The organism is Aeromicrobium choanae (assembly GCF_900167475.1).
Classification (GTDB): domain Bacteria; phylum Actinomycetota; class Actinomycetes; order Propionibacteriales; family Nocardioidaceae; genus Aeromicrobium; species Aeromicrobium choanae.
In genome coordinates this window covers 414,014-436,678 of sequence record NZ_LT796768.1, presented here as the reverse complement: position 1 = coordinate 436,678, position 22,665 = coordinate 414,014, and the positions used below count along the sequence as shown (strand labels likewise).

22 protein-coding genes are annotated in these 22,665 nt (G+C 71.6%); 18 read left to right on the top strand and 4 right to left on the bottom strand.

The genetic code is table 11. The annotated features are described in order from the left end of the window. The first annotated feature begins 111 nt into the window (after positions 1-111). Genes hrcA through era form a run of 8 tightly spaced genes read left to right on the top strand, consistent with a single transcriptional unit; the run spans position 112 to position 6,727 of the window. A complete protein-coding gene (gene hrcA, locus B5D60_RS02090) occupies positions 112-1,128 on the top strand; it encodes a heat-inducible transcriptional repressor HrcA (protein ID WP_078701234.1) in 1,017 nt (338 codons plus the stop codon). A gap of 36 nt (positions 1,129-1,164) precedes the next feature. Next, positions 1,165-2,313: a molecular chaperone DnaJ gene (gene dnaJ, locus B5D60_RS02085; RefSeq protein WP_153302837.1), complete on the top strand. Its 1,149-nt coding sequence runs from the start codon at positions 1,165-1,167 to the stop codon at positions 2,311-2,313. Between the two features lie 21 nt (positions 2,314-2,334). After that, the gene (locus B5D60_RS02080) at positions 2,335-2,679 is read left to right on the top strand and encodes a histidine triad nucleotide-binding protein (protein WP_078698611.1); all 345 of its coding nucleotides are present in this window, start codon (positions 2,335-2,337) and stop codon (positions 2,677-2,679) included. A gap of 17 nt (positions 2,680-2,696) precedes the next feature. Continuing rightward, a complete protein-coding gene (locus B5D60_RS02075) occupies positions 2,697-3,719 on the top strand; it encodes a PhoH family protein (RefSeq protein ID WP_172806230.1) in 1,023 nt (340 codons plus the stop codon). Beyond that, entirely contained in the window at positions 3,697-4,161 is a 465-nt protein-coding gene (gene ybeY, locus B5D60_RS02070; protein WP_078698609.1) for an rRNA maturation RNase YbeY, read from the top strand. Before B5D60_RS02075 ends, ybeY begins: the two co-directional genes overlap by 23 nt. Before the next feature lie 7 nt (positions 4,162-4,168). Next, the gene (locus tag B5D60_RS02065; RefSeq protein WP_078698608.1) at positions 4,169-5,449 is read left to right on the top strand and encodes a hemolysin family protein; all 1,281 of its coding nucleotides are present in this window, start codon (positions 4,169-4,171) and stop codon (positions 5,447-5,449) included. 22 nt (positions 5,450-5,471) lie between these two features. Beyond that, positions 5,472-5,804 (top strand): cytidine/deoxycytidylate deaminase family protein, encoded by a 333-nt coding sequence (locus B5D60_RS02060; RefSeq protein ID WP_078698607.1) that lies wholly within the window; start codon positions 5,472-5,474, stop codon positions 5,802-5,804. Further along, the gene (gene era / locus B5D60_RS02055; protein ID WP_078698606.1) at positions 5,801-6,727 is read left to right on the top strand and encodes a GTPase Era; all 927 of its coding nucleotides are present in this window, start codon (positions 5,801-5,803) and stop codon (positions 6,725-6,727) included. Before B5D60_RS02060 ends, era begins: the two co-directional genes overlap by 4 nt. A 16-nt stretch (positions 6,728-6,743) precedes the next feature. On the opposite strand, the gene B5D60_RS02050 is transcribed toward era, so the two are convergent. Next, a complete protein-coding gene (locus tag B5D60_RS02050; RefSeq protein ID WP_078698605.1) occupies positions 6,744-7,625 on the bottom strand; it encodes a LysR family transcriptional regulator ArgP in 882 nt (293 codons plus the stop codon). 40 nt (positions 7,626-7,665) lie between these two features. Here B5D60_RS02050 and B5D60_RS02045 point away from each other — a divergent pair, with 40 nt between their 5' ends. Further along, on the top strand, positions 7,666-8,265 hold the full coding sequence (locus B5D60_RS02045; protein WP_231948945.1) for a LysE/ArgO family amino acid transporter: 600 nt from the start codon (positions 7,666-7,668) through the stop codon (positions 8,263-8,265). A 29-nt stretch (positions 8,266-8,294) separates the two neighbouring features. Further along, positions 8,295-9,308, top strand: coding sequence for a PHP domain-containing protein (locus B5D60_RS02040; RefSeq protein WP_078698604.1), 1,014 nt, complete (start codon positions 8,295-8,297; stop codon positions 9,306-9,308). Between the two features lie 99 nt (positions 9,309-9,407). Here the strand turns inward: B5D60_RS02040 and B5D60_RS02035 are convergent, their stop codons facing one another. Beyond that, positions 9,408-9,854 (bottom strand): flavodoxin family protein, encoded by a 447-nt coding sequence (locus B5D60_RS02035; RefSeq protein WP_078698603.1) that lies wholly within the window; start codon positions 9,852-9,854, stop codon positions 9,408-9,410. A 69-nt stretch (positions 9,855-9,923) separates the two neighbouring features. Between B5D60_RS02035 and B5D60_RS02030 the strand changes: the two genes are divergently transcribed. The 3 genes from B5D60_RS02030 to B5D60_RS02020 are packed head-to-tail and all read left to right on the top strand — an operon-like array spanning position 9,924 to position 14,103. Further along, positions 9,924-10,838 carry an AAA family ATPase gene (locus B5D60_RS02030; protein ID WP_078698602.1) on the top strand — a complete coding sequence of 305 codons (915 nt, stop codon included), beginning with the start codon at positions 9,924-9,926 and terminating at the stop codon, positions 10,836-10,838. Positions 10,839-10,885: 47 nt separating this feature from the next. Further along, on the top strand, positions 10,886-11,980 hold the full coding sequence (locus B5D60_RS02025; RefSeq protein ID WP_153302836.1) for a DUF58 domain-containing protein: 1,095 nt from the start codon (positions 10,886-10,888) through the stop codon (positions 11,978-11,980). Further along, positions 11,977-14,103, top strand: a complete 2,127-nt coding sequence (locus B5D60_RS02020) for a transglutaminase family protein (RefSeq protein ID WP_078698600.1) — start codon at positions 11,977-11,979, stop codon at positions 14,101-14,103. Before B5D60_RS02025 ends, B5D60_RS02020 begins: the two co-directional genes overlap by 4 nt. Positions 14,104-14,106: 3 nt before the next feature. On the opposite strand, the gene B5D60_RS02015 is transcribed toward B5D60_RS02020, so the two are convergent. Continuing rightward, complete coding sequence (locus B5D60_RS02015) at positions 14,107-15,084, bottom strand: glutathione S-transferase C-terminal domain-containing protein (protein ID WP_078698599.1); 978 nt, start codon at positions 15,082-15,084, stop codon at positions 14,107-14,109. A 190-nt stretch (positions 15,085-15,274) separates the two neighbouring features. Between B5D60_RS02015 and leuA the strand changes: the two genes are divergently transcribed. From leuA to B5D60_RS16660, 3 genes are read left to right on the top strand one after another with little or no spacing between them, the layout of a single operon-like run. Then, positions 15,275-17,008 (top strand): 2-isopropylmalate synthase, encoded by a 1,734-nt coding sequence (gene leuA, locus B5D60_RS02010; protein ID WP_078698598.1) that lies wholly within the window; start codon positions 15,275-15,277, stop codon positions 17,006-17,008. A gap of 45 nt (positions 17,009-17,053) precedes the next feature. Next, positions 17,054-17,704 carry a GntR family transcriptional regulator gene (locus tag B5D60_RS02005; RefSeq protein ID WP_078698597.1) on the top strand — a complete coding sequence of 217 codons (651 nt, stop codon included), beginning with the start codon at positions 17,054-17,056 and terminating at the stop codon, positions 17,702-17,704. Beyond that, complete coding sequence (locus B5D60_RS16660; RefSeq protein WP_231948944.1) at positions 17,701-19,008, top strand: ankyrin repeat domain-containing protein; 1,308 nt, start codon at positions 17,701-17,703, stop codon at positions 19,006-19,008. The genes B5D60_RS02005 and B5D60_RS16660 overlap by 4 nt, the downstream gene beginning before the upstream one ends. Positions 19,009-19,123: 115 nt before the next feature. Here B5D60_RS16660 and B5D60_RS01995 read toward each other — a convergent pair whose 3' ends face one another. Further along, positions 19,124-20,011, bottom strand: coding sequence for a LysR family transcriptional regulator (locus tag B5D60_RS01995; protein ID WP_078698596.1), 888 nt, complete (start codon positions 20,009-20,011; stop codon positions 19,124-19,126). 71 nt (positions 20,012-20,082) lie between these two features. On the opposite strand from B5D60_RS01995, the gene B5D60_RS01990 reads away from it, so the two are divergent. Together B5D60_RS01990 and amaB are read left to right on the top strand one after the other, a co-directional pair. Then, on the top strand, positions 20,083-21,165 hold the full coding sequence (locus B5D60_RS01990) for a saccharopine dehydrogenase family protein (protein ID WP_153302835.1): 1,083 nt from the start codon (positions 20,083-20,085) through the stop codon (positions 21,163-21,165). Next, a complete protein-coding gene (gene amaB / locus B5D60_RS01985) occupies positions 21,162-22,664 on the top strand; it encodes an L-piperidine-6-carboxylate dehydrogenase (RefSeq protein ID WP_078698594.1) in 1,503 nt (500 codons plus the stop codon). The genes B5D60_RS01990 and amaB overlap by 4 nt, the downstream gene beginning before the upstream one ends. The last annotated feature ends 1 nt before the right edge of the window (position 22,665 follow it).

Below are 22,665 nucleotides of genomic sequence, written 5' to 3'. Positions count from 1 at the left end.
CGACAGGTTGCCATGCCGGTGGACGCCCTCCGCGCAGGCGCACCGCCCTCGGGATCCTCGGTAGACTGGCACTGGTCAGGGTGGAGTGCCAGCAGCGTGGGAGGTGACAGCGTGATCGAGGACCGTCGACTCAACGTCCTGCGAGCCATCGTCGAGGACTACGTCGCCACGCAGGAGCCGGTGGGCTCCAAGGCGCTGGTGGAACGTCACCGCCTCGGCGTCTCGTCGGCCACGATCCGCAACGACATGGCGGCCCTCGAGGACGAGGGCTACCTCACCGCGCCGCACACCAGCGCCGGCCGCATCCCCACCGACAAGGGCTACCGGATGTTCGTCGACCGGCTGGCCGAGGTCAAGGCGCTGTCGGTCGCCGAGCGCCGCGCCATCGAGACGTTCCTCTCGGGCGCGATCGACGTCGACGACATCGTCATGCGCAGCGTGAAGATCCTCGCGCAGCTGACGAACCAGGTCGCGATCGTCCAGTACCCCTCGCTGACGCGCTCCACCGTCCGCCACGTCGAGCTCGTCGCACTCGAGGGCTCGCGCGTGCTGATCGTCGTGATCACCAGCAGCGGCCGCGTCGAGCAGCGCATCGTCGAGCTCGCGCAGACCCCCAGCGAGGGCCTGCTCGGCGACCTGAAGTCCCGCATCGTCCGCGCCACGCTGGGCGAGCGGCTGCCCGAGGCCTCGCTGCGGCTGGCCGAGCTGATCGACACGTTCGCCTCCGACGACCGCCCCGTCGTCACCTCGATCGTCACGACCCTGGCGAACACGTTCTCCAACGAGCGCTCCGACGAGCGCGTGGCCGTCGGCGGCACGGCGAACCTGGCGCGCTTCGGCGCCGACTTCGACACCGCCATCCGTCCGGTGCTGGAGGCGATGGAGGAGCAGGTCGTGCTGCTGCACCTGCTCGGTGAGGCCACCGTCGGACCGCACGTGCGGATCGGGCGCGAGACCGGTCGCGACGACCTGTCGGGCACGGCCGTCGTGTCCAGCATGTACGGCCCCGACGGCGAGAGCTTCGCCCAACTGGGCACCATGGGACCGACGCGCATGGACTACCCCGCCACGATGGCGGCCGTCGGCGCCGTCGCCCGCTACGTCGGGCGGATCCTCGCCGACGGCTGAGCGATCCACCCAGAACTTGCGAGAGAGAAAGAGACCTTGGACTACTACGAACTGCTGGGCGTGTCCCGCGAGGCGACCCCGGAGGAGCTGAAGAAGGCGTACCGCCGGTTGGCCCGCCAACTGCACCCGGACGTCAACGACGCCCCCGACGCGTCCGAGCGCTTCAAGGAGGTCACCACGGCCTACGAGGTGCTGTCCGACCCGCAGAAGCGCGCGGTCTACGACCGTGGCGGCGACCCGCTGTCCGCCGGTGGCGGCATGGGCGGCGGCTTCGGCCAGGGCTTCAGCTTCGACGACATCATGGACGCGTTCTTCGGGCAGACGTCCTCGCGTGGTCCGCGCCCGCGCATGCAGCGCGGCCAGGATGCGCTGCTGCGCCTGTCGATCACCCTCGCGGAGGCCGCGTTCGGCGTCAGCCGCGAGATCAAGGTCGACACCGCGGTGACGTGCGAGGTCTGCGACGGCACCGGGGCGAACGAGGGATCCGAACCGGTCACGTGCGGCACCTGCCACGGCCACGGCAACGTCCACCACGTGCAGCGGTCGCTGCTGGGCGACATCCGCACCTCGCGCCCGTGCCCCACGTGCCACGGCTACGGCACGGTCATCCCCGACCCCTGCCGCGAGTGCAACGGCGAGGGCCGCGTCCGCTCGCGCCGCAGCCTGCAGGTCAACGTCCCCGCCGGCGTCGACGACGGCAACCGGATCCAGCTCGCCGGCGAGGGCGAGGTCGGCGCGGGCGGCGGCCCGGCCGGCGACCTCTACATCGAGGTCAAGGTGGCCCGCCACCCCGCCTTCACGCGCCAGGGCGACGCCCTCGCGTGCCAGATCACGGTGCCGATGACCGCAGCCGCGCTGGGCACCCGGATCGACCTGCCCACCCTCGACGCGGAGCGCGAGGACGTCGACGACGCCGAGCGCTCCGTCCCGATCGAGGTGCCGGCGGGCACCCAGTCGGGTGAGACCGTGGTGGCACGGGGCTTCGGCGTCCCGCGCCTGCGCGGCTCGGGCCGCGGCGACCTCACCGTTCACGTCGTGGTGGAGACCCCGCGCGACCTCGACGCCGAGCAGCGCGAGCTGCTCGAGAGGCTCGCCACCGTGCGCGGCGAGGAGCACGTCGACCCCGTCGTGGGCCACAACTCCCGCTCCGGCGTCTTCGGCCGCATCCGCGACGCCTTCAAGTGAGCCGGTCGCTAGAGTCGGCCCATGGCTGCTGACTGCATCTTCTGCAAGATCGTCGCGGGCGAGATCCCGGCCGACGTCATCGCCGAGTCCGAGCACACGATCGCGTTCCGCGACATCAATCCGAAGGCGCCCGTGCACGTCCTCGTCGTGCCCAAGGTGCACGAGCGCGACGCGGCCTCCCTCGCGAGCGCCGAGCCGGCCGTCGCGGCCGAGCTGCTGGCGCAGACGCGTGTGGTGGCCACGCAGGAGGGGTACGAGGACTACAACCTGGTGTTCAACACCGGGGCGAATGCGGGACAGACCGTCTTCCACGCGCACGTGCACGTGCTGGCCGGCGTCGACGTCTCGAAGCTGTTCCTGGCCTGACGGTACGCTGGAGGGGTATGACTGACGACACTGCACAGCCACGACACACGGTGACGATTCCCGCGTCCGTGCCCCTGGTCTCCCTGTTCGGGCCCGCCGACGAGTTCCTGCGCCTGATGGAGTCCGCCTTCGAGGCGAAGATCCATGCGCGCGGGAACGAGGTCACGATCACGGGCGAGCCCTCCGAGGCCGCCCTGGTCGAGCGACTCCTCGACGAGCTCGTGACGATCCTGCGCACGGGTCAGGCGCTCAGCGCCGAGACCGTGGAGCGCAGCATCGGCATGCTCCGCACCGAGACGCAGGAACGCCCGGCCGACGTGCTGAGCCTCAACATCCTGTCCAGCCGGGGGCGCACGATCAGGCCCAAGACGCTCAACCAGAAGAAGTACGTCGACGCGATCGACGAGCACACGATCGTGTTCGGCATCGGTCCGGCCGGCACCGGCAAGACCTACCTCGCGATGGCCAAGGCCGTCCAGGCCCTGCAGGCCAAGGAGGTCACCCGGATCATCCTGACGCGTCCGGCCGTCGAGGCCGGTGAGCGGCTCGGCTACCTGCCGGGCACCCTCAGCGAGAAGATCGACCCGTACCTGCGGCCGCTGTACGACGCGCTGCACGACATGCTCGACCCCGAGTCGATCCCGAAGCTGCTGACGTCGGGCGTCATCGAGGTGGCGCCGCTGGCGTACATGCGCGGCCGCACCCTCAACGACGCGTTCATCATCCTCGACGAGGCGCAGAACACCACCGCCGAGCAGATGAAGATGTTCCTCACCCGCCTGGGCTTCGGCTCCAAGATGGTGGTCACGGGCGACGTCACCCAGGTCGACCTGCCCGGCGGGGCCACCAGCGGCCTGCGCGTCGTGCAGCAGATCCTCGACGAGGTCCGCGACGTGCACTTCAGCCGCCTGACCAGCCACGACGTCGTCCGCCACAAGCTGGTCGGCCGCATCGTGGCCGCGTACGACGACTACGAGGCGAACGGGCGCAGTCGCTCCGAGGTCGCCGGGGGAGCGCATGACCGTCGACGTCCTCAATGAGTCGGGGGTCGACGTCGACGTCGCCTCCCTCACGTCGCTGTGCCGCTTCGTCATGCGTCGCATGCGGCTGCACCCCCAGACCGAGATGACGCTGCGGCTCGTCGACGTCGACACCATCGCGGTCCTGAACCGGCAGTGGATGGGCAAGGAGGGTCCCACCGACGTCCTGTCGTTCCCGATGGACGAGCTGACGCCGGGCCGCGACGACGAGGAGCTCGACGCGGGCTACCTCGGCGACATCGCCCTGTGCCCGCAGGTCGCCGAGCAGCAGGCTCCCGCCGCCGGACACGAGCGCGACGACGAGATGGCGCTGCTCACCGTCCACGGCATCCTGCACCTGCTGGGCTACGACCACGCCGAGCCCGAGGAGCACGCCGAGATGTTCGGCATCCAGGGCCGGCTGCTGCTCGAGTGGGCCGACCCGGCCCTGCGGGAGCAGTGATCCCCGCATGAGTGGCCCAGCCATACTCCTGGCGGTCTTCCTGGTCGTGCTGGCGGGTGTGCTCGTCGCCGTGGAGGCCGCCATCTCCACCTTCTCCAAGGCGCGCGCCGACGAGCTGACCGAGGCCGGCGTCGGCGGCGCCAAGCGGCTCGTCCGGATCCTCGAGGATCCCGCGCCCTACCTGAACTCCGTCCTGCTGCTGCGCATCGTCGCCGAGACCACCGGCATCGTGCTCGTCGCGGCGATCGTGGCCGACGAGGTCGCCGGCTACTGGCAGAACGTGCTGATCGCGGCCGGCGTCATGTCGGTCGTGTCGTTCGTCGTGATCGGCGTCGGCCCGCGCACCCTGGGCCGCCAGCACTCCGAGAGCATCGCGGTCGCGTCGGCCGGGCCCGTGATCTGGCTGACCGTGCTGCTCGGTCCCGTGCCGCGACTGCTGATCTTCCTGGGCAACGCCCTGACCCCGGGCCGCGGCTTCGCCGAGGGACCGTTCGCCTCCGAGGTCGAGGTGCGCGAGCTCGTCGACCTCGCCGCCGCCAGCTCGGTGATCGAGTCCGACGAGTCGAAGATGATCCAGTCGGTGTTCGAGCTCGGAGACACGATCGCGCGCGAGGTCATGGTGCCGCGCCCCGACCTGGTCTACATCGAGCGGCACAAGACGCTGCGCCAGGCGATGTCGCTGGGCCTGCGCAGCGGCTACTCGCGCATCCCGGTGATCGGCGAGAACCTGGACGACGTCATCGGCATGGCGTACCTGAAGGACATCACGAAGCGCGTCTTCGACAACCACGCGGCCGAGACCACCGAGAAGGTCGAGTCGATCTGCCGCCCGTGCGTCTACGTGCCCGACACGAAGCACGCCGACGACCTGCTGCGCGAGATGCAGGCGCAGCGCACGCACGTGGCGATCGTCATCGACGAGTTCGGCGGCACCGCCGGCATGGTGACGATCGAGGACATCCTCGAGGAGATCGTCGGCGAGATCACCGACGAGTACGACGACGAGCCCGACGAGCGCGAACAGCTCTCCGACGGCGCCTGGCGGGTCAGCGCACGCTTCGACGTCGACGACCTCGAGGAGCTCTTCGGCATTCCCGTGGAGGACGAGGACGTCGACTCCGTGGGCGGCCTCATGGCAAAGCACCTCGGCACGGTGCCGATCCCGGGTTCGGTCGTCGAGGTCGACGGCCTGCGCCTCGAGGCCCAGGCCCCGCAGGGCCGCCGCAACCGCATCGGCCGCGTCGTCGTCTCGCGCGTCGAGCCGCTGGACGTCACGGCCGACGCCTGAGCCCGGCCGGTACATTCGTCGCATGGACCTGACCCCCGAGGACGCCAAGCTCGTGACGCTCGCCCGGACCTCTCGTGCCCGTCTCGGCGTGGCGCAGGGGGCTGCCGTGCGCGACCTCGACGGGCGCACGTACACGTCGGCCACGGTCCACCTCGACACGCTGCGCGTCTCGGCCCTCGACCTCGCCGTCGCGATGGCTGTCTCGTCCGGTGCCAAGGGCCTCGAAGCGGCCGCGCTGGTCACCGAGGGCGACGTCCCGGTCGGCCTGGACTCGGTGATCGAGTTCGGCGGCGCGGGCGTCACCGTGGTGGTCGCCGACCCGGCCGGTGCCGTCGACACGGTGCTGTCCACATGAGCACCCCCGAGGGCTTCCGCTCGGGCTTCGCCTGCTTCGTCGGCCGTCCCAACGCCGGCAAGTCCACGCTGACCAACGCGCTCGTGGGCGGCAAGGTCGCGATCACCTCCTCGCGCCCGCAGACCACCCGCCACGTCATCCGTGGGCTCGTCCACCGCGACGACGCCCAGCTCGTCCTCGTCGACACACCGGGCCTGCACAAGCCGCGCACGCTGCTGGGCCAGCGCCTCAACGACCTGGTCCGCACCACGTGGGCCGAGGTCGACACGGTCGGCATGTGCCTGCCGGCGAACGAGAAGATCGGCCCGGGCGACCGGTACCTCATCAAGGAGATCGCCGCGCTGCGCCGCAAGCCGGTCTTCGCGATCGCGACCAAGACCGACCTCGTGACCCCGGCCCGCCTGGCAGAGCACCTCATGGACATCGCCGCCGCCGGTGAGGAGGCCGGGCTGACGTGGCGCGAGGTCGTGCCCGTCTCGGCCGTGGCGGGCGAGCAGGTCGACCTGCTCGCCTCGCTGCTGATCGACACGCTGCCGGCCGGACCGCCGCTGTACCCCGAGGGTCAGCTCACCGACGAGCCCGAGGAGACGCTGATCGCGGAGATCATCCGCGAGGCCGCGCTGGAGGGCGTGCACGACGAGCTGCCCCACTCGCTGGCCGTCGTGGTCGAGGAGGTCGTGCCCCGCGAGGACCGCCCCGCCGAGAAGCCGCTGCTCGACGTGCGCGCCAACGTCTACGTGGAGCGCGACAGCCAGAAGGGCATCATCATCGGCAAGAAGGGCTCGCGGCTCAAGCAGATCGGCATCGACTCGCGCGGCCAGATCGAGCGTCTGCTGGGCACGCCCGTGCACCTGGACCTGCACGTGAAGGTCGCCAAGGACTGGCAGCGCGACCCGCGTCAACTGCGCAAGCTCGGCTTCTGAGCCGGGCGGTTCGCCCTCAGGTCGTCCTGGGAGCATGGGCGAGCACGCTCTCGCTCATCCGGTCGAGCAGGTCGGAGTTCAGCTTCCAGCGCTGCCAGTAGAGCGCCACGCGGGTCACCGAACGCCCGAGCCGGACGAGCCGGGCGTCGTCGAGCGCGGCTCGCGCCTGCGACTCGGGCAGCAGCCCCCAGCCGAGCCCGGCCTCGACGGCCGCACGGAAGTCGTCCGACGAGGGGACCTCGTGGACGACGGCCGGATCGGCGTCGGTGTGGCGGCGCAGCTCCTCGTGCTGGAGGCGGTCCTTCGCGTTGAAGACCACCATCGGCATGGCCGACCAGTCGGGACGCCCGCCGGGCCCGAGCAGGCGCGGATGCGCGACCGGGAGGTACCGCATCGTCCCGAGGGGCGTCACCGAGCAGCCCTGGACCGGCGACGGGTCGCTGGTCACCGCGGCCACCACCTCGCCGCGGCGCAGCAGGTCGTGGCTGTGGCCCTCGTCCTCCACCCGCAGGCGCAACGCGACCCCCTCCCACGTGGCCACCTCGGCGAGCACGGGCCGGAACCACGTGGCGAGCGAGTCGGCGTTGACGGCCAGCGCGAGGTCGGTCGGGCCCTCGTTCCACGCCTCGGCGAAGACCAGCTCGAGCTGGCGCCCGAGGCGGACCAGGTCGGCGCCGGCGTCCGTGGGCACGCAGGGCGTCCCGCGGCCGACGAGCACGCGTCCGACGGTGCTCTCGAGGGCGCGGATCCGCTGGCTGATCGCGCTCGGCGTCACGTGGAGGCGGGCGGCGGCGGCCTCGAACGAGCCGGTGTCGGCGATCGCGACCAGGGCGGCGAGCCGAGCGGGGGAGAGCTCCACCACCCGAGTTAAGCACTCCTTCACCGCATGCAGAAACATTCGTTGGACTTCATCGCCTCCCGGAACCTACGGTCGAAGCGTGGTGAGCCCCTTCCTGACCGGCATGGTGACCGGACTGTCCCTCATCGTCGTGATCGGCGCGCAGAACGCGTTCGTCCTGCGCCAGGGGATCCGGCGTGCCCACGTGGCCGTCGTGGTCGCGATCTGCGCGGTGTCCGACCTCGTGCTGATCCTGGCGGGCGTCGCCGGCATCGGCGCGATCGTCGACCGTGCGGGCTGGGTGATCGATGTCGTCACGTGGCTCGGCGTCGCCTTCCTGGTCTGGTACGGGATCGGGTCGATCCGGCGCGCGTTCCGGCCCGAGCAGCTCGAGGCCGCGGGCCGGGCGGCCGGCACGGTGCGCACCATCGCGTTGCAGGCCCTGGCGCTGACGTGGCTCAACCCGCACGTCTACCTCGACACCGTGGTGCTGCTCGGCTCGATCGCCCAGACGCATGGTCCCGTGGGTCGCTGGTGGTTCGGGGCGGGTGCCTCGGTGGGCAGCGTCGCGTGGTTCTCCGCGCTGGGCTTCGGGGCCACGAGGCTGGCGCCGTTGCTGGCCCGGCCGCGCGCATGGCAGGTGCTCGACCTGCTGATCGGCCTGGTCATGTTCGTGATCGCCGCGTCCCTGGTCTGGTGACCGGCGCCCATCTCTAGCACGATGGGGGAGTGGACCCCGTCGAGGCGCTGCGCGAGACCGCGTTCTGGTTGGAGCGCGAGCGCGCGTCCACCTACCGGGTCGAGGCGTTCAGGAAGGCCGCTGGCGCGCTGGGCGACCTGACCGCCGAGGACATCGCGGAACGAGCCGGCTCCGGCGCGCTCGCGCGGATGAAGGGTCTCGGCCCGCGCACCACCACCGTCGTGGAGCAGGCGCTGGCCGGCGAGGTCCCCGCGTACCTGTCCGACCTCCGGGAGCGCAACACCGAGCCCCTGGCCGAGGGCGGTGCCGAGCTGCGGGCATTGCTGCGTGGCGACCTGCACAGCCACACCGACTGGTCCGACGGCGGCAGCCCGATCGACGAGATGGCCCGGGCCGCCGCCTGGCGGGGGCGGGAGTACCAGGCGATCACCGACCACTCGCCGCGTCTCACGGTGGCGAACGGGCTGAGTCGCGAGCGGTTGGAGGTGCAGCTCGAGGTCATCGCGGACGTGAACGCGGGCGACCCCGGCGTCACCCTGCTGACCGGCATCGAGGTCGACATCCTCGACGACGGCGGGCTCGACCAGGACGACGACCTGCTCGGACGGCTCGACGTGGTGGTGGCCAGCGTGCACTCGAAGCTGCGGATGGATTCCAGCGCGATGACCCGCCGGATGGTGGCGGCCGTCTCGAATCCGCACACCGACGTCCTGGGGCACTGCACCGGCCGCCTCGTCGAGGGCTCGCGCGGCACCCGCAAGCAGTCGCAGTTCGACGCCGAGCAGGTCTTCCGCGCGTGCGCCGACCACGGCGTCGCCGTCGAGATCAACTCGCGCACCGAGCGGCAGGACCCGCCGGACGAGCTGATCGACCTGGCCAACGAGCTCGGCTGCCTGTTCTCGATCGACACCGACGCGCACGCCCCGGGCCAGCTGGACTTCCTCGACCACGGCGCCGAGCGCGCGGCGGCCCGCGGACTCGACCCCGACCGCATCGTCACGACCTGGCCGCTCGACCGCCTGCGCGACTGGCTGAGCCGCTGAGTCCGATGGTTCCGATACGCGGCTCGTTCCTCGCCTGCTACTCAACCACCGAGGCCGGTGATCGAGTAACGGGCGAGCGAAGCGAGACGTGTATCGAGATCACATGAGCAGGGCCGCGAGCGTGCCGCCGAGCTCGGTGGCCTCCTCCAGGTGCGGCTCGACGTCGCCGGTGAAGACCAGCGGCGGCGCGGCGAGCGACCATTGCAGGCCCGTGGTGATCGACTCCATCGCGCGCTCGGCGCCGATCGTGTCGTAGCCGCCGCGGATCCAGTACGAGAACGGCCGCTTCGCGGTGGGCTCGCGCACGTCGTTGTAGACGGTGTCGAAGAAGTGCTTGAGCGCGCCCGAGATGTAGCCCAGGTTCGCCGAGGTGCCGAGGAGGTAGCCGTCCGCGGAGAGCACGTCGTCCACCGTGGCATCCAGGGCGGCTCGCACGACGACCTCGACCCCTTCGATCGCGTCGTCGCGCGCGCCGGCGAGCACGGCGTCGCCCAGCTGGGCCAGGCGAGGGGTGGGGCAGTGCTGGACGACGAGGAGGCGGGGCATGGCGTCACGCTATCGCCGGGTCGTCCTGTTCGCGTGTCCGATATTGCTCGGTGTGCCTAGGATCAGGCCATGGACTTCGCTGCGGCTGCTCAGTCCGTGCTCGACAACGTCGCCAAGGTGATCGACGGCAAGGAGCACGCGATCGAGACCGCCCTCGTGGTGATGCTCGCGGAGGGTCACCTGCTGATCGAGGACGTCCCCGGCGTCGGCAAGACGGCGCTCGCCCGGGCGTTGGCGAGGTCGGTCGACGGGTCGGTGCGCCGCATCCAGTTCACACCCGACCTGCTGCCGTCCGACGTCACCGGCGTCTCGGTGTTCAACCAGGCCAGGTCCGAGTTCGAGTTCAAGCCCGGAGCGGTGTTCGCGAACATCGTGCTCGGCGACGAGATCAACCGCGCCTCGCCGAAGACCCAGTCCGCGCTGCTCGAGGCGATGGAGGAGCGGCAGGTCTCGGTCGACGGAACCACGTACCCGCTGCCGGCGCCGTTCATGGTGGTGGCCACCCAGAACCCCTTCGAGATGGAGGGGACGTACATCCTCCCCGAGGCGCAGCGCGACCGGTTCATGGCGCGCATCGCGCTGGGCTACCCCGACGTCGACGCCGAGCTGGCGATGCTGCGCGACCGCGACGTCAGGGATCCCGCCGCGCTGCTCGAGCCGGTGATCCTGGTGGATGACCTGCAGCAGATGGTCACGCACGCGCGCGGCATCCACGTGGCCGAGTCGGTCGAGCGCTACGTCGTCGCTCTGGCCCGCGCCACGCGCGAGTCGGGCGACCTGCGGCTCGGCGCCAGCCCGCGCGCCACGCTCCAGCTGGTCCGGGCGGCCAAGGCGCTCGCGGCGGTCCGCGACCGCGAGTTCGTCCTGCCCGACGACGTCGTCGAGCTCGCCCCGGTGGTGCTCAGCCACCGCCTCGTCCCCCTCCGCGGCGGTGGGAGCTCGGACGAGATCGTGGCCGACGTCCTGCGCCGGGTCCCGGTCTGACCATGTGGCTCACTGGACGGTCCGTCGCACTGATCGCGGCCGCTGTCGTGAGCCTTCTCCTGGCCGCCATCGCCGGCATCCCCGCTCTCCTCTACGTCACCGGGCTGTGTGCCGGGCTCGTGGCCGTGGCCGTCGTCCTGGCGCTCCTGGCGCGACCCCGACTCGACCTCACGCGCACCGTGATGCCGGCGATCGTGGAGCCCGACGAGGTCGTCGAGGTCGAGATCCGGGTCGGCGTGCGCTCCGGCGTCCCGGTGGTGGCGGGGCACTGGCGCGACCGGCTCCCCAGCACCGTGCTGGGCGAGGCCACGGGCACGGTGCCGGTCACCGACGGCCCGTACGCCACCGTCGGGTACGAGGTGCGTGGCCGCCGTCGCGGCAGCCACGAGCTCGGTCCCTTCTCCGTCGTCGTGGGCGACGCGTTCGGCCTCGTGCAGCGCTCGCTGAGCACCGGCGACCGCGACCGCTTCATCGTCCTGCCGCGCCGCAGCCCGCTCGACGTCCGCGTCGGTCCGGCGGGAGCCACCGACGGGGCCACGCGGCTGCACCCGACCTCCGGCCTGGGCCAGGACGACGTGATCGCGCGCCCCTACCTGCCCGGCGACGCCTTGAAGCGGTGGCACTGGAAGGCGACGGCGCACCACGGTGAGCCGATGGTCCGGCAGGAGGAGTCCGAGCTGCGCCCCAGCGTCCTCGTCGTCCTCGACGCCGACCCGCGCGTGCACGACCAGGCGGGCTTCGAGTGGAGCGTCTCGGCCGCCGCCTCGGTCGTCGCGCACTACGGCACGCGCGGGTTCGACGTCGACCTCGCGACCGGCACGCAGTCCGTCTCGCTGGAGTCCGGGCACGGCCTGCAGGACGCCCTCGTCGTGCTGGCGCTGGCCGAGCCCGACTCGACGCCCCTCGTCATCCCAGCCCGCGAGCGGACCACGTTCGTGCTGACCGGATCACTCGACACCACCACGGCGGCCCGGCTCCTCGACGCCGTGCCGTCGCGCGACACGATCGCCTTCGTCGCGCGCGGGACCACCGAGGGTGGACGCGACATCCTGGCGGCGGCCGGGTGGCACGTCGTCGCGCGCGACGCCGGCGACGGGCTCGAGCAGGCCTGGCTGGCCGCGACCGGGGTGACATCGTCATGAAGCGCGAGCGCATGGAGGAGCTGACCGACACGCTCGTCGTGCTGGCCGCCACGGTGATCCTGCTCGGCGGCTTCGCGCCGCTGTTCGAGGGTGTCCGGTGGGTCATCGTGGTGCTGTCGCTGCTCGTGCCCGTCGCGGCGGTGACCGCGACGGTCCGGATGTGGGCGCCGACCTGGGCGACCCCGGCCGGCGCGCTCGCCGCGGTGGTCGGCCTCGTCTGGACGTTCGCGCCCGGCACCACGGTCCTCGGCGTGCCGACCCCGTCCTCGCTCGCTGCGCTGTCCGACCTCCTCGGCGAGGCCCGCACCGTCATCGTGGAGGAGGTCGCGCCCATCGTGCCGCCCGATCCGGTGGTCATGCTCGTCGCGGTGTCCTACCTGGTGATCTTCGTGCTGTCCGACGCCGTGGCCCGGCAGGTGTGGAGGGTCCCGCTGCTCGGCCTGCTCTGGACCACGATGCTCGTGGTGCCGAGTGTCATCGCGATGGAGATGCCGCCGTGGTGGATCTTCGCGGGCACGGCGATCGCCTGGCTGTGGCTGTGGTGGTCGGAGTCCCCGCACATGGGCGCCATCCCAAGTGGTGCCGCCGCGCTCACGGGCGCCGGCGCGCTGGCGGTGGCGCTCGCCGTGCCGGTGATGGGTCCGGACATCGAGCCCACGTCGAGCGACTTCGGGGTCGCCGAGAGCCAGGTGTTCGGCACGGGCATCAACCCGATGATCGAGCTGGGCCGCAACCTGCGCCAGTCCCAGGCGCGGCGGGTCCTCTCGTACTCGACCGAGGGCACGGCGGGGCAGTACCTGAAGGTCGCCACGCTGCGACAGTTCAACGGACGCACCTGGAGCCCGAGCCCCGTGCAGAGCGACCTCGACGTGGAGGGTGTCGACGACATCGACGAGGACGTCGAGACGCAGGAGCGGACGACGAGCATCCGCATCGAGAGCCTGCAGTCGAGCTTCCTTCCGGTGCCGTACCCGGCCACCCGGATTCGCGGACTCGAGGGCGACTGGCAGTGGCTCCGCGACGGCAGCACCGTGCGCGGCCAGAACCGCACGACCACCGAGGACCAGACCTACACCGTCACTAGCCTCGACAGGCTGCCCACGGCCGACCAGATCCGTGAGGCCGGCTACGCGGGGCGCTCCCTCGACTCCTACCGCTCGCTCCCGCAGGAGGTGCCCGAGATCGTGACGCGTCTGGCGCGCCAGCAGGCCGCGGGCGCCGGCAACGACTACGACCGCATGGTCGCGCTGCAGGACTGGCTCCGGACCGACTTCTCGTACTCCGTCGAGGCTCCGGTGAAGGACGGCTACGACGGCAACGGGCTCGACGTCATGGGGGAGTTCCTGCGCCAGCAGACGGGCTACTGCGTGCACTTCGCGTCCACGCTGGCAGTCATGGGGCGCGTCCTCGACGTGCCCACGCGCGTCGCCGTCGGCTACGCACCCGGCGACAGCCTGCTCGGCCGCACCGTGGACGGCGCCACGTTCGGCGTCGACTCCGACGACCTCCACGCCTGGACCGAGGTCTACTTCCGCGACATCGGCTGGATCGCGTTCGACGCCACCCCCGGCATCGGCGAGCCCACCGAGTTCGCCGAGGAGATCGACCCGTCGGGTGGTTCGGGCGAGGACTCCGAGGTGCCCGAGCAGGAGTCGCGGGAGGACCGCGAGCTGAACGCCGAGGATGACGAGACCGCGGCCCAGGCGCAGGCGAGCAGCGGCACACCGTGGCGACCCGCGCTGCTCGCGATCGCCACCGTGGCGGTGCTCGGCGCCGTGCCCGGCGTGGTCCGCCAGTTCCGTCGCCGGCGCCGCTGGAGTGCCGGGCAGGCGTCGAGCGAGCCGCTGTGGAGCGAGGTCTCCGACACCGCGCGCGACCTCGGCATCGGACTGGATCCCACCGAGACGCCGCGCGGGTTCGCCGGGCGGCTCGAGACCTACGGAGCGGGCGGCACCGACCTCGTCGACCTCGTGGACCAGGTGGAGCGTGACCGGTACGCCGTCAGCGGGCCCGGGACCCCGCGCGTCGACGAGGCGCAGCGGGTGGTCGACTCGCTCCGGGCGGCCAGCACCCGGCGCGCCCGGTGGTGGGCGCGGCTCGCGCCGCGCTCGCTGCTCAAGTGAGGCTCAGCCCCAGATCGAGGTGTCGGGCCCCTTCGGCACGATCTGCGTGGGGTTGATGTCGGTCTGCACCATGTAGTAGTGCTGCTTGATCTGGTCGAAGTCGGTGTTGCCGCCGAACGCGGGCTGCGCGTAGAGGTCGCGCGCGTACCGCCACAGGTTCGGCATCTCCGTCAGCTGGTTGCGGTTGCACTTGAAGTGACCGTGGTAGACCGCGTCGAACCGCGCCAGCGTCGTGAACAGGCGGACGTCGGCCTCGGTGATCGTCTCGCCCATGAGGTAGCGGCGGTCCTTCAGGCGATCCTCCAGCCAGTCCATCGTCGCCCACAGCCGGTCGTAGGCCGCCTCGTACGCGTCCTGCGATCCGGCGAAGCCGCAGCGGTAGACGCCGTTGTTCACCTCGGTGAACACCCGCTGCATGACGTCCTCCATCTCGTCGCGCACGTCGGCGGGCCACAGGTCGGGCGCGTTGGGGGAGTGGTGGTCGCGCCATTCGAAGAACAGGTCGTGGGTGATCCACGGGAAGTCGTTCGTGACGACCTGGCCCGAGGCGATCTCGACGATCGCGGGCACCGTGATGCCGCGCGGGTAGTCGGGGTACCGGGCGAAGTAGGCCTGCTGGAGGCGCTCGAAGCCCAGGACCGGGTCGACGCCCCCGGGGTCGAGATCGAAGGTCCAGCTGCGGGAGTCGTGGGTGGGCCCCGGCAGCCCGGCACTGATGACGTCCTGCAGTCCGAGCAGGTCGCGCACGATCAGCGCGCGCGTCGCCCACGGGCAGGCCTTGGCCGCGACGAGACGGTAGCGGCCCGGCTCGACGGGCCACGTGGGCGCGTCCTCCACGGACGGCTTGCCCGTTCCGGCGCGGTCGTCCAGCGGGGCTCCACCGGTGCGCGTGATGCGGTCGGGGATGTAGTTCATGTCGCGGTCGAAGGCGGCTCCGGCCTTGACGTACGAACCGGTCGTGGCGTGCGCGTCGTCGGGCATGCTCCGACCCTAGCCACCGAGCGCGAGGATCGCCCCCGCCAGCCGGTGATACGCTGGTCCCATCATGCGGATCGCGAACCTCCTCCTTCGCCGCCGCGTCGAGGTCCTCTGAAGGTCGGACCCCTCGGCGCGGAGTCAGTCATGACCGGCCGCTGAACCGCTCTCCGAGCCATCCGAGGAAGACCTCCACATGTTGAACAACCCCGTCTCGCCCCAGCAGCCGTCGCCGATGCCGTTCGGCCGCTACCAGCCCTTCGCTCCGATCGACCTGCCCGACCGCAGGTGGCCGAGCCAGCAGGTCACGCAGGCCCCGCGGTGGCTCTCCACCGACCTGCGCGACGGCAACCAGGCGCTGATCGACCCGATGACCCCCGCCCGCAAGCGCCGCATGTTCGACCTGCTCGTGCGCATGGGCTACAAGGAGATCGAGGTCGGCTTCCCGTCGGCCAGCCAGACCGACTTCGACTTCGTCCGCTCGCTGCTCGAGGGTGACGCGGTGCCCGAGGACGTCACGATCTCGGTGCTGACGCAGGCCCGCGAGGACCTGATCGAGCGCACGATCGAGTCGCTGGTCGGCGCCCCCCGCGCGAACGTGCACCTGTACAACGCCGTGGCGCCGCTGTTCCGCCGCGTGGTCTTCAACGTCGACCGCGACGAGTGCCGCGCGATCGCCACCCGCGGCACCGAGATGGTGATGAAGTACGCCGAGCAGCTGCTCGGCGACACGGCGTTCGGCTACCAGTACAGCCCCGAGATCTTCACGGGCGCCGAGCTGGAGTTCAGCCTCGAGGTGTCCGAGGCGGTCATGGACGTGTGGCAGCCCGAGGGCGACCGCGAGATCATCCTGAACCTGCCGGCCACGGTCGAGATGGCCACGCCGAACACGTACGCCGATCAGATCGAGTGGTTCGGCCGCCACATCAGCCGCCGCGACGCCGTGGCGATCTCGCTGCACCCGCACAACGACCGCGGCACCGCCGTCGCCGCCACCGAGCTGGCGATGATGGCCGGCGCCGACCGCGTCGAGGGCTGCCTGTTCGGTCACGGCGAGCGCACCGGAAACGTCGACCTGGTGACGCTGGGCATGAACCTGTTCAGCCAGGGGATCGACCCGCAGGTTGACTTCTCCGACATCGACGAGGTGCGCCGCACCGTCGAGTACTGCACCAACCTGCCGGTCCACCCGCGCCACCCCTACGCGGGCGACCTGGTCTACACGGCCTTCAGCGGCTCCCACCAGGACGCCATCAAGAAGGGCCTGGAGGACCTCGACCGCATCGCGGCCGAGCGGGGCGTGCCGGTGTCGGAGCTGCAGTGGGAGGCGCCCTACCTGCCGATCGACCCGCACGACGTGGGCCGCACGTACGAGGCCGTCATTCGCGTCAACAGCCAGTCCGGCAAGGGCGGCGTCGCGTACATCATGAAGACCGAGCACCAGCTCGACCTGCCGCGCCGCCTGCAGATCGAGTTCAGCCGCGCCATCCAGTCGATGAGCGAGGGCGAGGCCGGCGAGATCCAGCCCGACCAGATCTGGGGCGCGTTCACGCGCGAGTACCTGGAGCGCGACGAGCCCTACGCGCTGACGAAGTTCAGCTCGGTCACCACCGAGGACGGCCGCGACGAGCAGGTCGTCGACCTCGTCGTCCGCGGTGAGGAGCGCTCGTTCAAGGGCGAGGGCAACGGGCCGGTGGCGGCGTTCGTCGACGGCATGCGCCAGGCCGGCGCGGACATCCGCGTCCTGGACTACAGCGAGCACGCTCTCAGCTCCGGCGGCGACGCGAAGGCCGCGGCCTACGTCGAGTGCGAGATCGCCGGCGAGGTCGTGTGGGGCGTCGGCATCCACGAGAACATCGTGACCGCGTCGCTGCGGGCCGTGGTCTGCGCGGCCAATCGCGCCGAGGCCACCACCATCCCCACCAGCTGAGGCTCGAGCGACGGACCATGAGGGCCGTTGGTATACCGTTTTGGTATGCCAACGGCCCCCGCTCCGTACCGCCCGCTGCGTGACGACGTCCGCGACCGCATCCGCGACCGCATCGTCGACGGGTCCTACGCCCCGGGCACTCGCCTCGTCGAGCGCACGATCGCCGCGGATCTCGGGGTGTCCCGCATCCCCGTCCGTGAGGCGCTCCAGGCCCTGGTCCTCGAGGGCTTCGCGGTCGACCGCGAAACCCGCGGGATCGCCGTGAGGACCTACGACGCCCGCGAGATCGCCGAGCTGGCCGGGGTGGGCGCCGCACTGGAGCGCGTCTTGGTCGGGCACGTCGTCGACTCCGTCACCGCAGAGGGCCTGGCGCCGCTGAGGGCGGTCCTCGACGAGGCCCGGGCCGCGATCGACCGGAGCGACGTCGAGGCCGCCGTGACGGCCAACAGCCGCTTCCACGACGTCCTGGCCTCGCTCGGCGAGGGCACGATGGCCCACGAGGTGCTGACGATCGTGTCCCAGCGGCGCCGCTGGCTGCTGGCCCAGCACAGCGATCCGGCGCCCATCCACGCCGAGCACGTCGAGCTGTTCGAGGCGATCGCGACCGGCGACCGCGTCCGGGCGCAGCAGATCACTGAGGACCATGTGCGGACCACGATCGAGAACGCCCTCCGCGCGGAAGGCACCGCCCCGTGAGGTCGCCACGATCGGCCGCCGTCGTCGCCACCGCATCGGTGGCACTCCTGCTCGTCGGCTGTGAGTCGACCGAGCGGTCGCAGCCCGACCGGTCGGCGACCGCCAGCACCGCGACGCCGAGCACCGCTCCGCCCAGCTCCACGCCCAGCTCCACGCCGACCCCGACGGAGGCGAACCCGTTCATGGACCTCGACCAGGCCGAGCTCGACTCGCGGCTCATCGCCGCGGCGTGGGACAACGACGTGCCGACCGCCCGCCGGCTGATCGCCGCCGGAGCCGACGTCAACGCCAAGGACGACAGCGTCCAGAGCGCGTACCTCATCGCGACGAGCGAGGGCCACCGCGCACTGCTGGGCCTGACGCTCCGTCACGGCGCCGACGTGGACAGCCTGGACTCGTTCGACGGCACGGGGATCATCCGCGCCAGCGAGCGAGGGCACGCGGGCATCGTCGGGCGGCTGATCCGGGAGGGCGTCGACCCCGACCACGTCAACAACCTCGGCTGGGTGGGCCTGCACGAGGCGCTCGTCTTCGCCAAGCCGGATCGCGCTCGCGCCTACGCGGACACCGTGCGGGTCCTCGTGGCGGGCGGTGCCGACGTGCGCATTCCGTCGCGCCGGGACGGGCTGACGCCGGTGCAGCTCGCCGAGCGGGCCGGCCTGGAGTCCCAGACGCGGATCCTGCGGACGGCGGCTCGGGCCCAGGAGATCAGCCGGGATGTCGCCGACCGCCGCCTCCTCGCGGCGGCTCGGGAGGGCGACGCCGACGCGGCCGCGCTCGCCCTGCGCGCCGGCGCCGACCTGGAGACCCGCAACGAGCTGCGGCAGACGCCGCTCCTGCTCGCGTCGACCCACGACCACGTGGCCGTCGCCCGCCTGCTGGTGGCGCTGGGCGCCGACCCTGACGCCCTCGACCACCAGCACGACACTCCCTGGCTGGTGACGGGCGTGACGGGCAGCGTGGCGATGCTCGAGGCCCTGCTGCCGGCCCGGCCCGACCTGACGATCAAGAACCGGTACGGCGGCCTGTCGCCGATCCCCGCGGGCGAGCGCGGCCATGCCGACTACATCCGCCGCGTGGTGAAGACGGACGTCGACCTGGACCACGTGAACGACCTCGGCTGGACCGCGCTCCTCGAGGCCGTGATCCTCGGTGACGGCTCGAAGCCCTACGTCGAGATCGTCACGACGCTCGTCGAGGCCGGCGTCGACGTCGACATCGAGGACAAGAACGGGCGCACGGCGCTGGACCACGCGAGGGCGCAGGGGTACGCCGGCATCGTGCGGGCCCTCGAGCGGGCCTGAGGAGTCGCCCGACTTTTGTGTCACCTCTCGGCCCGAGCGGTCACTCTGGACCGAATGGCGTCACAAAAGTGGCGAAAGCCGTCACAAAAGTGGGGCGGGGCGCGGCGGGGCGGGGTCAGGCGGACTTCAGGGCCTCGGTGACGGCCTTCAGGAGCGGGCGGTCGCGTTCGCCCGAGCGGACGGCGGCGCGGATCTCGCGGCCCAGCCGCACCCCGGCGGGGATCGCGGTGTGCAGGCCGGGCGGGTCCACCTCGATCGCCAGCTGGGGCAGCAGCGTGACCCCCTGGCCGGCCGCGACCGCGCGCGACAGCAGCTGCAGGTCGTCGGTCTCCCAGCGCACCTGCGGCTCGAACCCGGCCTGGCGGCACGCGTAGCGCACCGACTGCCCGCACGCGGCCTCCGGCGGTGGCATCACCCACGGCGCGTCGGCGAGATCGGCCAGGGTGGTGCCCTCCGGGAACGGCTCGCGCCCGATCAGCACGAGCGGCTCGCGGTGCACGGTGGTCGCCGACACCCGGGGCGGGATGGGCATCGGGGCGTGCTCGTACACGTCGACCAGGGCGAGGTCGATGCGTCCCTCGTGCAGGGCGGCGAGGCTCGAGTGCGGCTCGGCCACGGTGACGATCGCGTCGATGTCGGGGTGCAGGCGCCGCAGGTGGGTGAGCGCCGGAAGCACGAGGGCCTGGGCCGCCGAGGCGATGGTCCCGATGCGCACGCGCCCGACGAGGTGGTCGTCGAACCCGTCGATGTCGCCCCGGGTCGCCTCGAGCAGCCGGACGAGACCCCGTCCTCGCTCGGCCAGGACCTCGCCCGCGGCGGTCAGCGCGACGCCGCGGGGGAGCCGCTCCAGCAGGGGGACGCCGCACTCGCGCTCCAGCGTGGTGATCTGCTGCGAGACCGCGGAGGCCGTGATGCCGTTGGCGCGCGCGGCGCCGGCGATCGACCCGTGGTGGGCGACGTCCACGAGCAGCCGGAGCCGGTTCGGATCGGGCAGGTCGCGCATGGTCGACTCCTCGAAACACGTTAGAAGAACTTACGCTGGACAGTCTGCCGCATCAGGCAGACGATGGGGTGGTGAGGATCGAGAGCGTCGCCGTGTTCGGACTCGGCAAGGTCGGAGAGCTCGTCGCGCACCTGCTGGGTCGCGCCGAGTTCAAGGTGGTGGGATTCGACTCGCGCGAGCGCGAGGTGCCGAACCTGCAGACCCGGGTCATGGACGTCGCCGACGCGAGCGCGCTGCGCGACGCCCTGCGCGAGGTCGACGCCGTGGTGTCGTGCCTGCCATACCACCTCAACATCGCCGTGGCCGAGGCCGCGCACGACACCGGGGTGCACTACTTCGACCTCACCGAGGACGTCCCCACCACGAACCGCGTCATCGAGCTGTCCAAGGACCGCCCGGACAGCGCCTTCGTGCCGCAGTGCGGCCTGGCGCCCGGCCTCATCGGCATCGTCGGCGCCAGCCTGGCCGCCTCGTTCGACTCGATCCGCAGCATCGAGCTGAAGGTCGGCGCGCTGCCGCAGAACCCCACGGGCCTGCTCGGCTACGCCTTCAACTGGTCGGCCGAGGGCGTCGTCAACGAGTACCTCAACGACTGCGAGGTGCTGCGCTCGGGCGAGCGCCGCTTCGTGCCCGCGATGACCGAGAAGGAGCGCGTGGTGATCGGCGGCATCGAGCTCGAGGCCGCGCTGACCTCCGGTGGCCTGGGCACGATGTGCCAGAGCTACGAGGGCCGCGTGCAGCGCCTCGACTACAAGACGATGCGGTACCCCGGGCACTTCCGCCAGATGCACTTCCTCTTCGAGGAGCTGAACCTGCGCGACGAGCGTGAGCTGGTCGGCCGGATCCTCGTCGACGCCAAGCCGCCGGTGAACGACGACGTCGTCTACCTGCACGCCGCGGTCGAGGGCATCCACACCGGTCAGCCGTTCCGCCGCAACCACGTCCGCGCCTACCGGCCGCTCGTCATCGACGGCCAGACGTGGCGTGCCATCAGCTGGACCACCGCCGCCAGCGCGGTCGCCGTCGTCGAGCTCGTCGCCACCGGCAAGCTCCCGTCCAAGGGCTTCGTCCGCCAGGAGGACATCTCCCTGGACGACCTGCTCGCGACCCGCTCCGGCAGCCTCTTCGACACCCACGGAAAGATCGACGCATGACCATCGCAGCGCACGTCACGAGCATCTTCGAGCGGATCGGGGCGCCCGTCGGGTTCGACTCCGAGGGCGACATCGTCTGCAGGACGCCGATCGACGGCTCGGAGCTGGGCCGCCTCCAGGCCGACTCCGCCACCTCGGTGGGCGAGAAGGTCGGCCGGGCCCACGCCGCGTTCGAGCAGTGGCGCACCGTGCCCGCTCCCACCCGCGGCGCCTTCGTGCGCGAGCTGGGCAACCTGCTGCGCGAGCACAAGGACGACCTCGGCGCGCTCGTCACGATCGAGGCCGGGAAGATCCTGTCCGAGGGCCAGGGCGAGGTCCAGGAGATGATCGACATCTGCGACCTGGCCGTGGGCCTCTCGCGCCAGCTGCACGGCCTGACGATCGCCAGCGAGCGACCGGGTCACCGGATGATGGAGCAGTGGCACCCGCTGGGCGTCGTGGGCGTCATCAGCGCCTTCAACTTCCCGGTCGCCGTGTGGTCGTGGAACGCGGCACTCGCCTTCGTGTGCGGCGACAGCGTCGTGTGGAAGCCGTCGGAGAAGACCGTGCTGACGGCCCTGGCCTGCCGCGCCATCGCGGACGAGGCCGCGCGTCGCGCCGGCGCCCCGGAGGGGCTGCTGCAGGTCGTCGTGGGCGCCCGTGAGGTGGGCGAGGCCCTGGTCGACGACCCGCGCGTGCCGCTCGTCTCGGCCACCGGCTCCACCCGGATGGGCAAGGAGGTCGCGCCCCGCGTGGCCGCTCGCCTCGGTCGCAGCCTGCTCGAGCTCGGTGGCAACAATGCCGCGATCATCGCGCCCACCGCCGACCTCGACCTCGCGGTGCGCGGCATCGTGTTCTCCGCCGTCGGCACCGCCGGCCAGCGCTGCACCTCGCTGCGTCGCGTCATCGTGCACGAGTCGGTCAAGGACGAGCTGCTCCAGCGACTCGTCGCGGCCTACGAGACCCTGCCGATCGGCTCGCCGCTGGACTCCGGGACGCTCGTCGGCCCGCTGATCGACGGCTCCGCCGCAGCCGGGTTCGAGAAGGCGCTCGACCAGGTCCGCTCCGACGGTGGCACGGTGCTCACCGGCGGCACCCGGGCCGAGGCTGTCGAGGGCGGCCACTACGTGCACCCGGCGATCGTCGACATGCCCGAGCAGACCGAGATCGTGCGCACCGAGACGTTCGCGCCGCTGCTGTACGTGCTGACCTACCGCGACCTCGACGAGGCCATCGCGCTGCACAACGCCGTCGACCAGGGCCTGTCGAGCGCGATCTTCACGATGGACGTCCGCGAGGCCGAGCTGTTCGTCTCGGCGACGGGCTCGGACTGCGGCATCGCCAACGTCAACATCGGCACTTCTGGCGCGGAGATCGGCGGCGCGTTCGGCGGCGAGAAGGACACCGGCGGCGGCCGCGAGTCCGGCTCGGACGCGTGGCGGAACTACATGCGCCGCACGACCAACACGATCAACTACTCCACCGAGCTGCCGCTGGCCCAAGGCGTCGACTTCGGCTGAG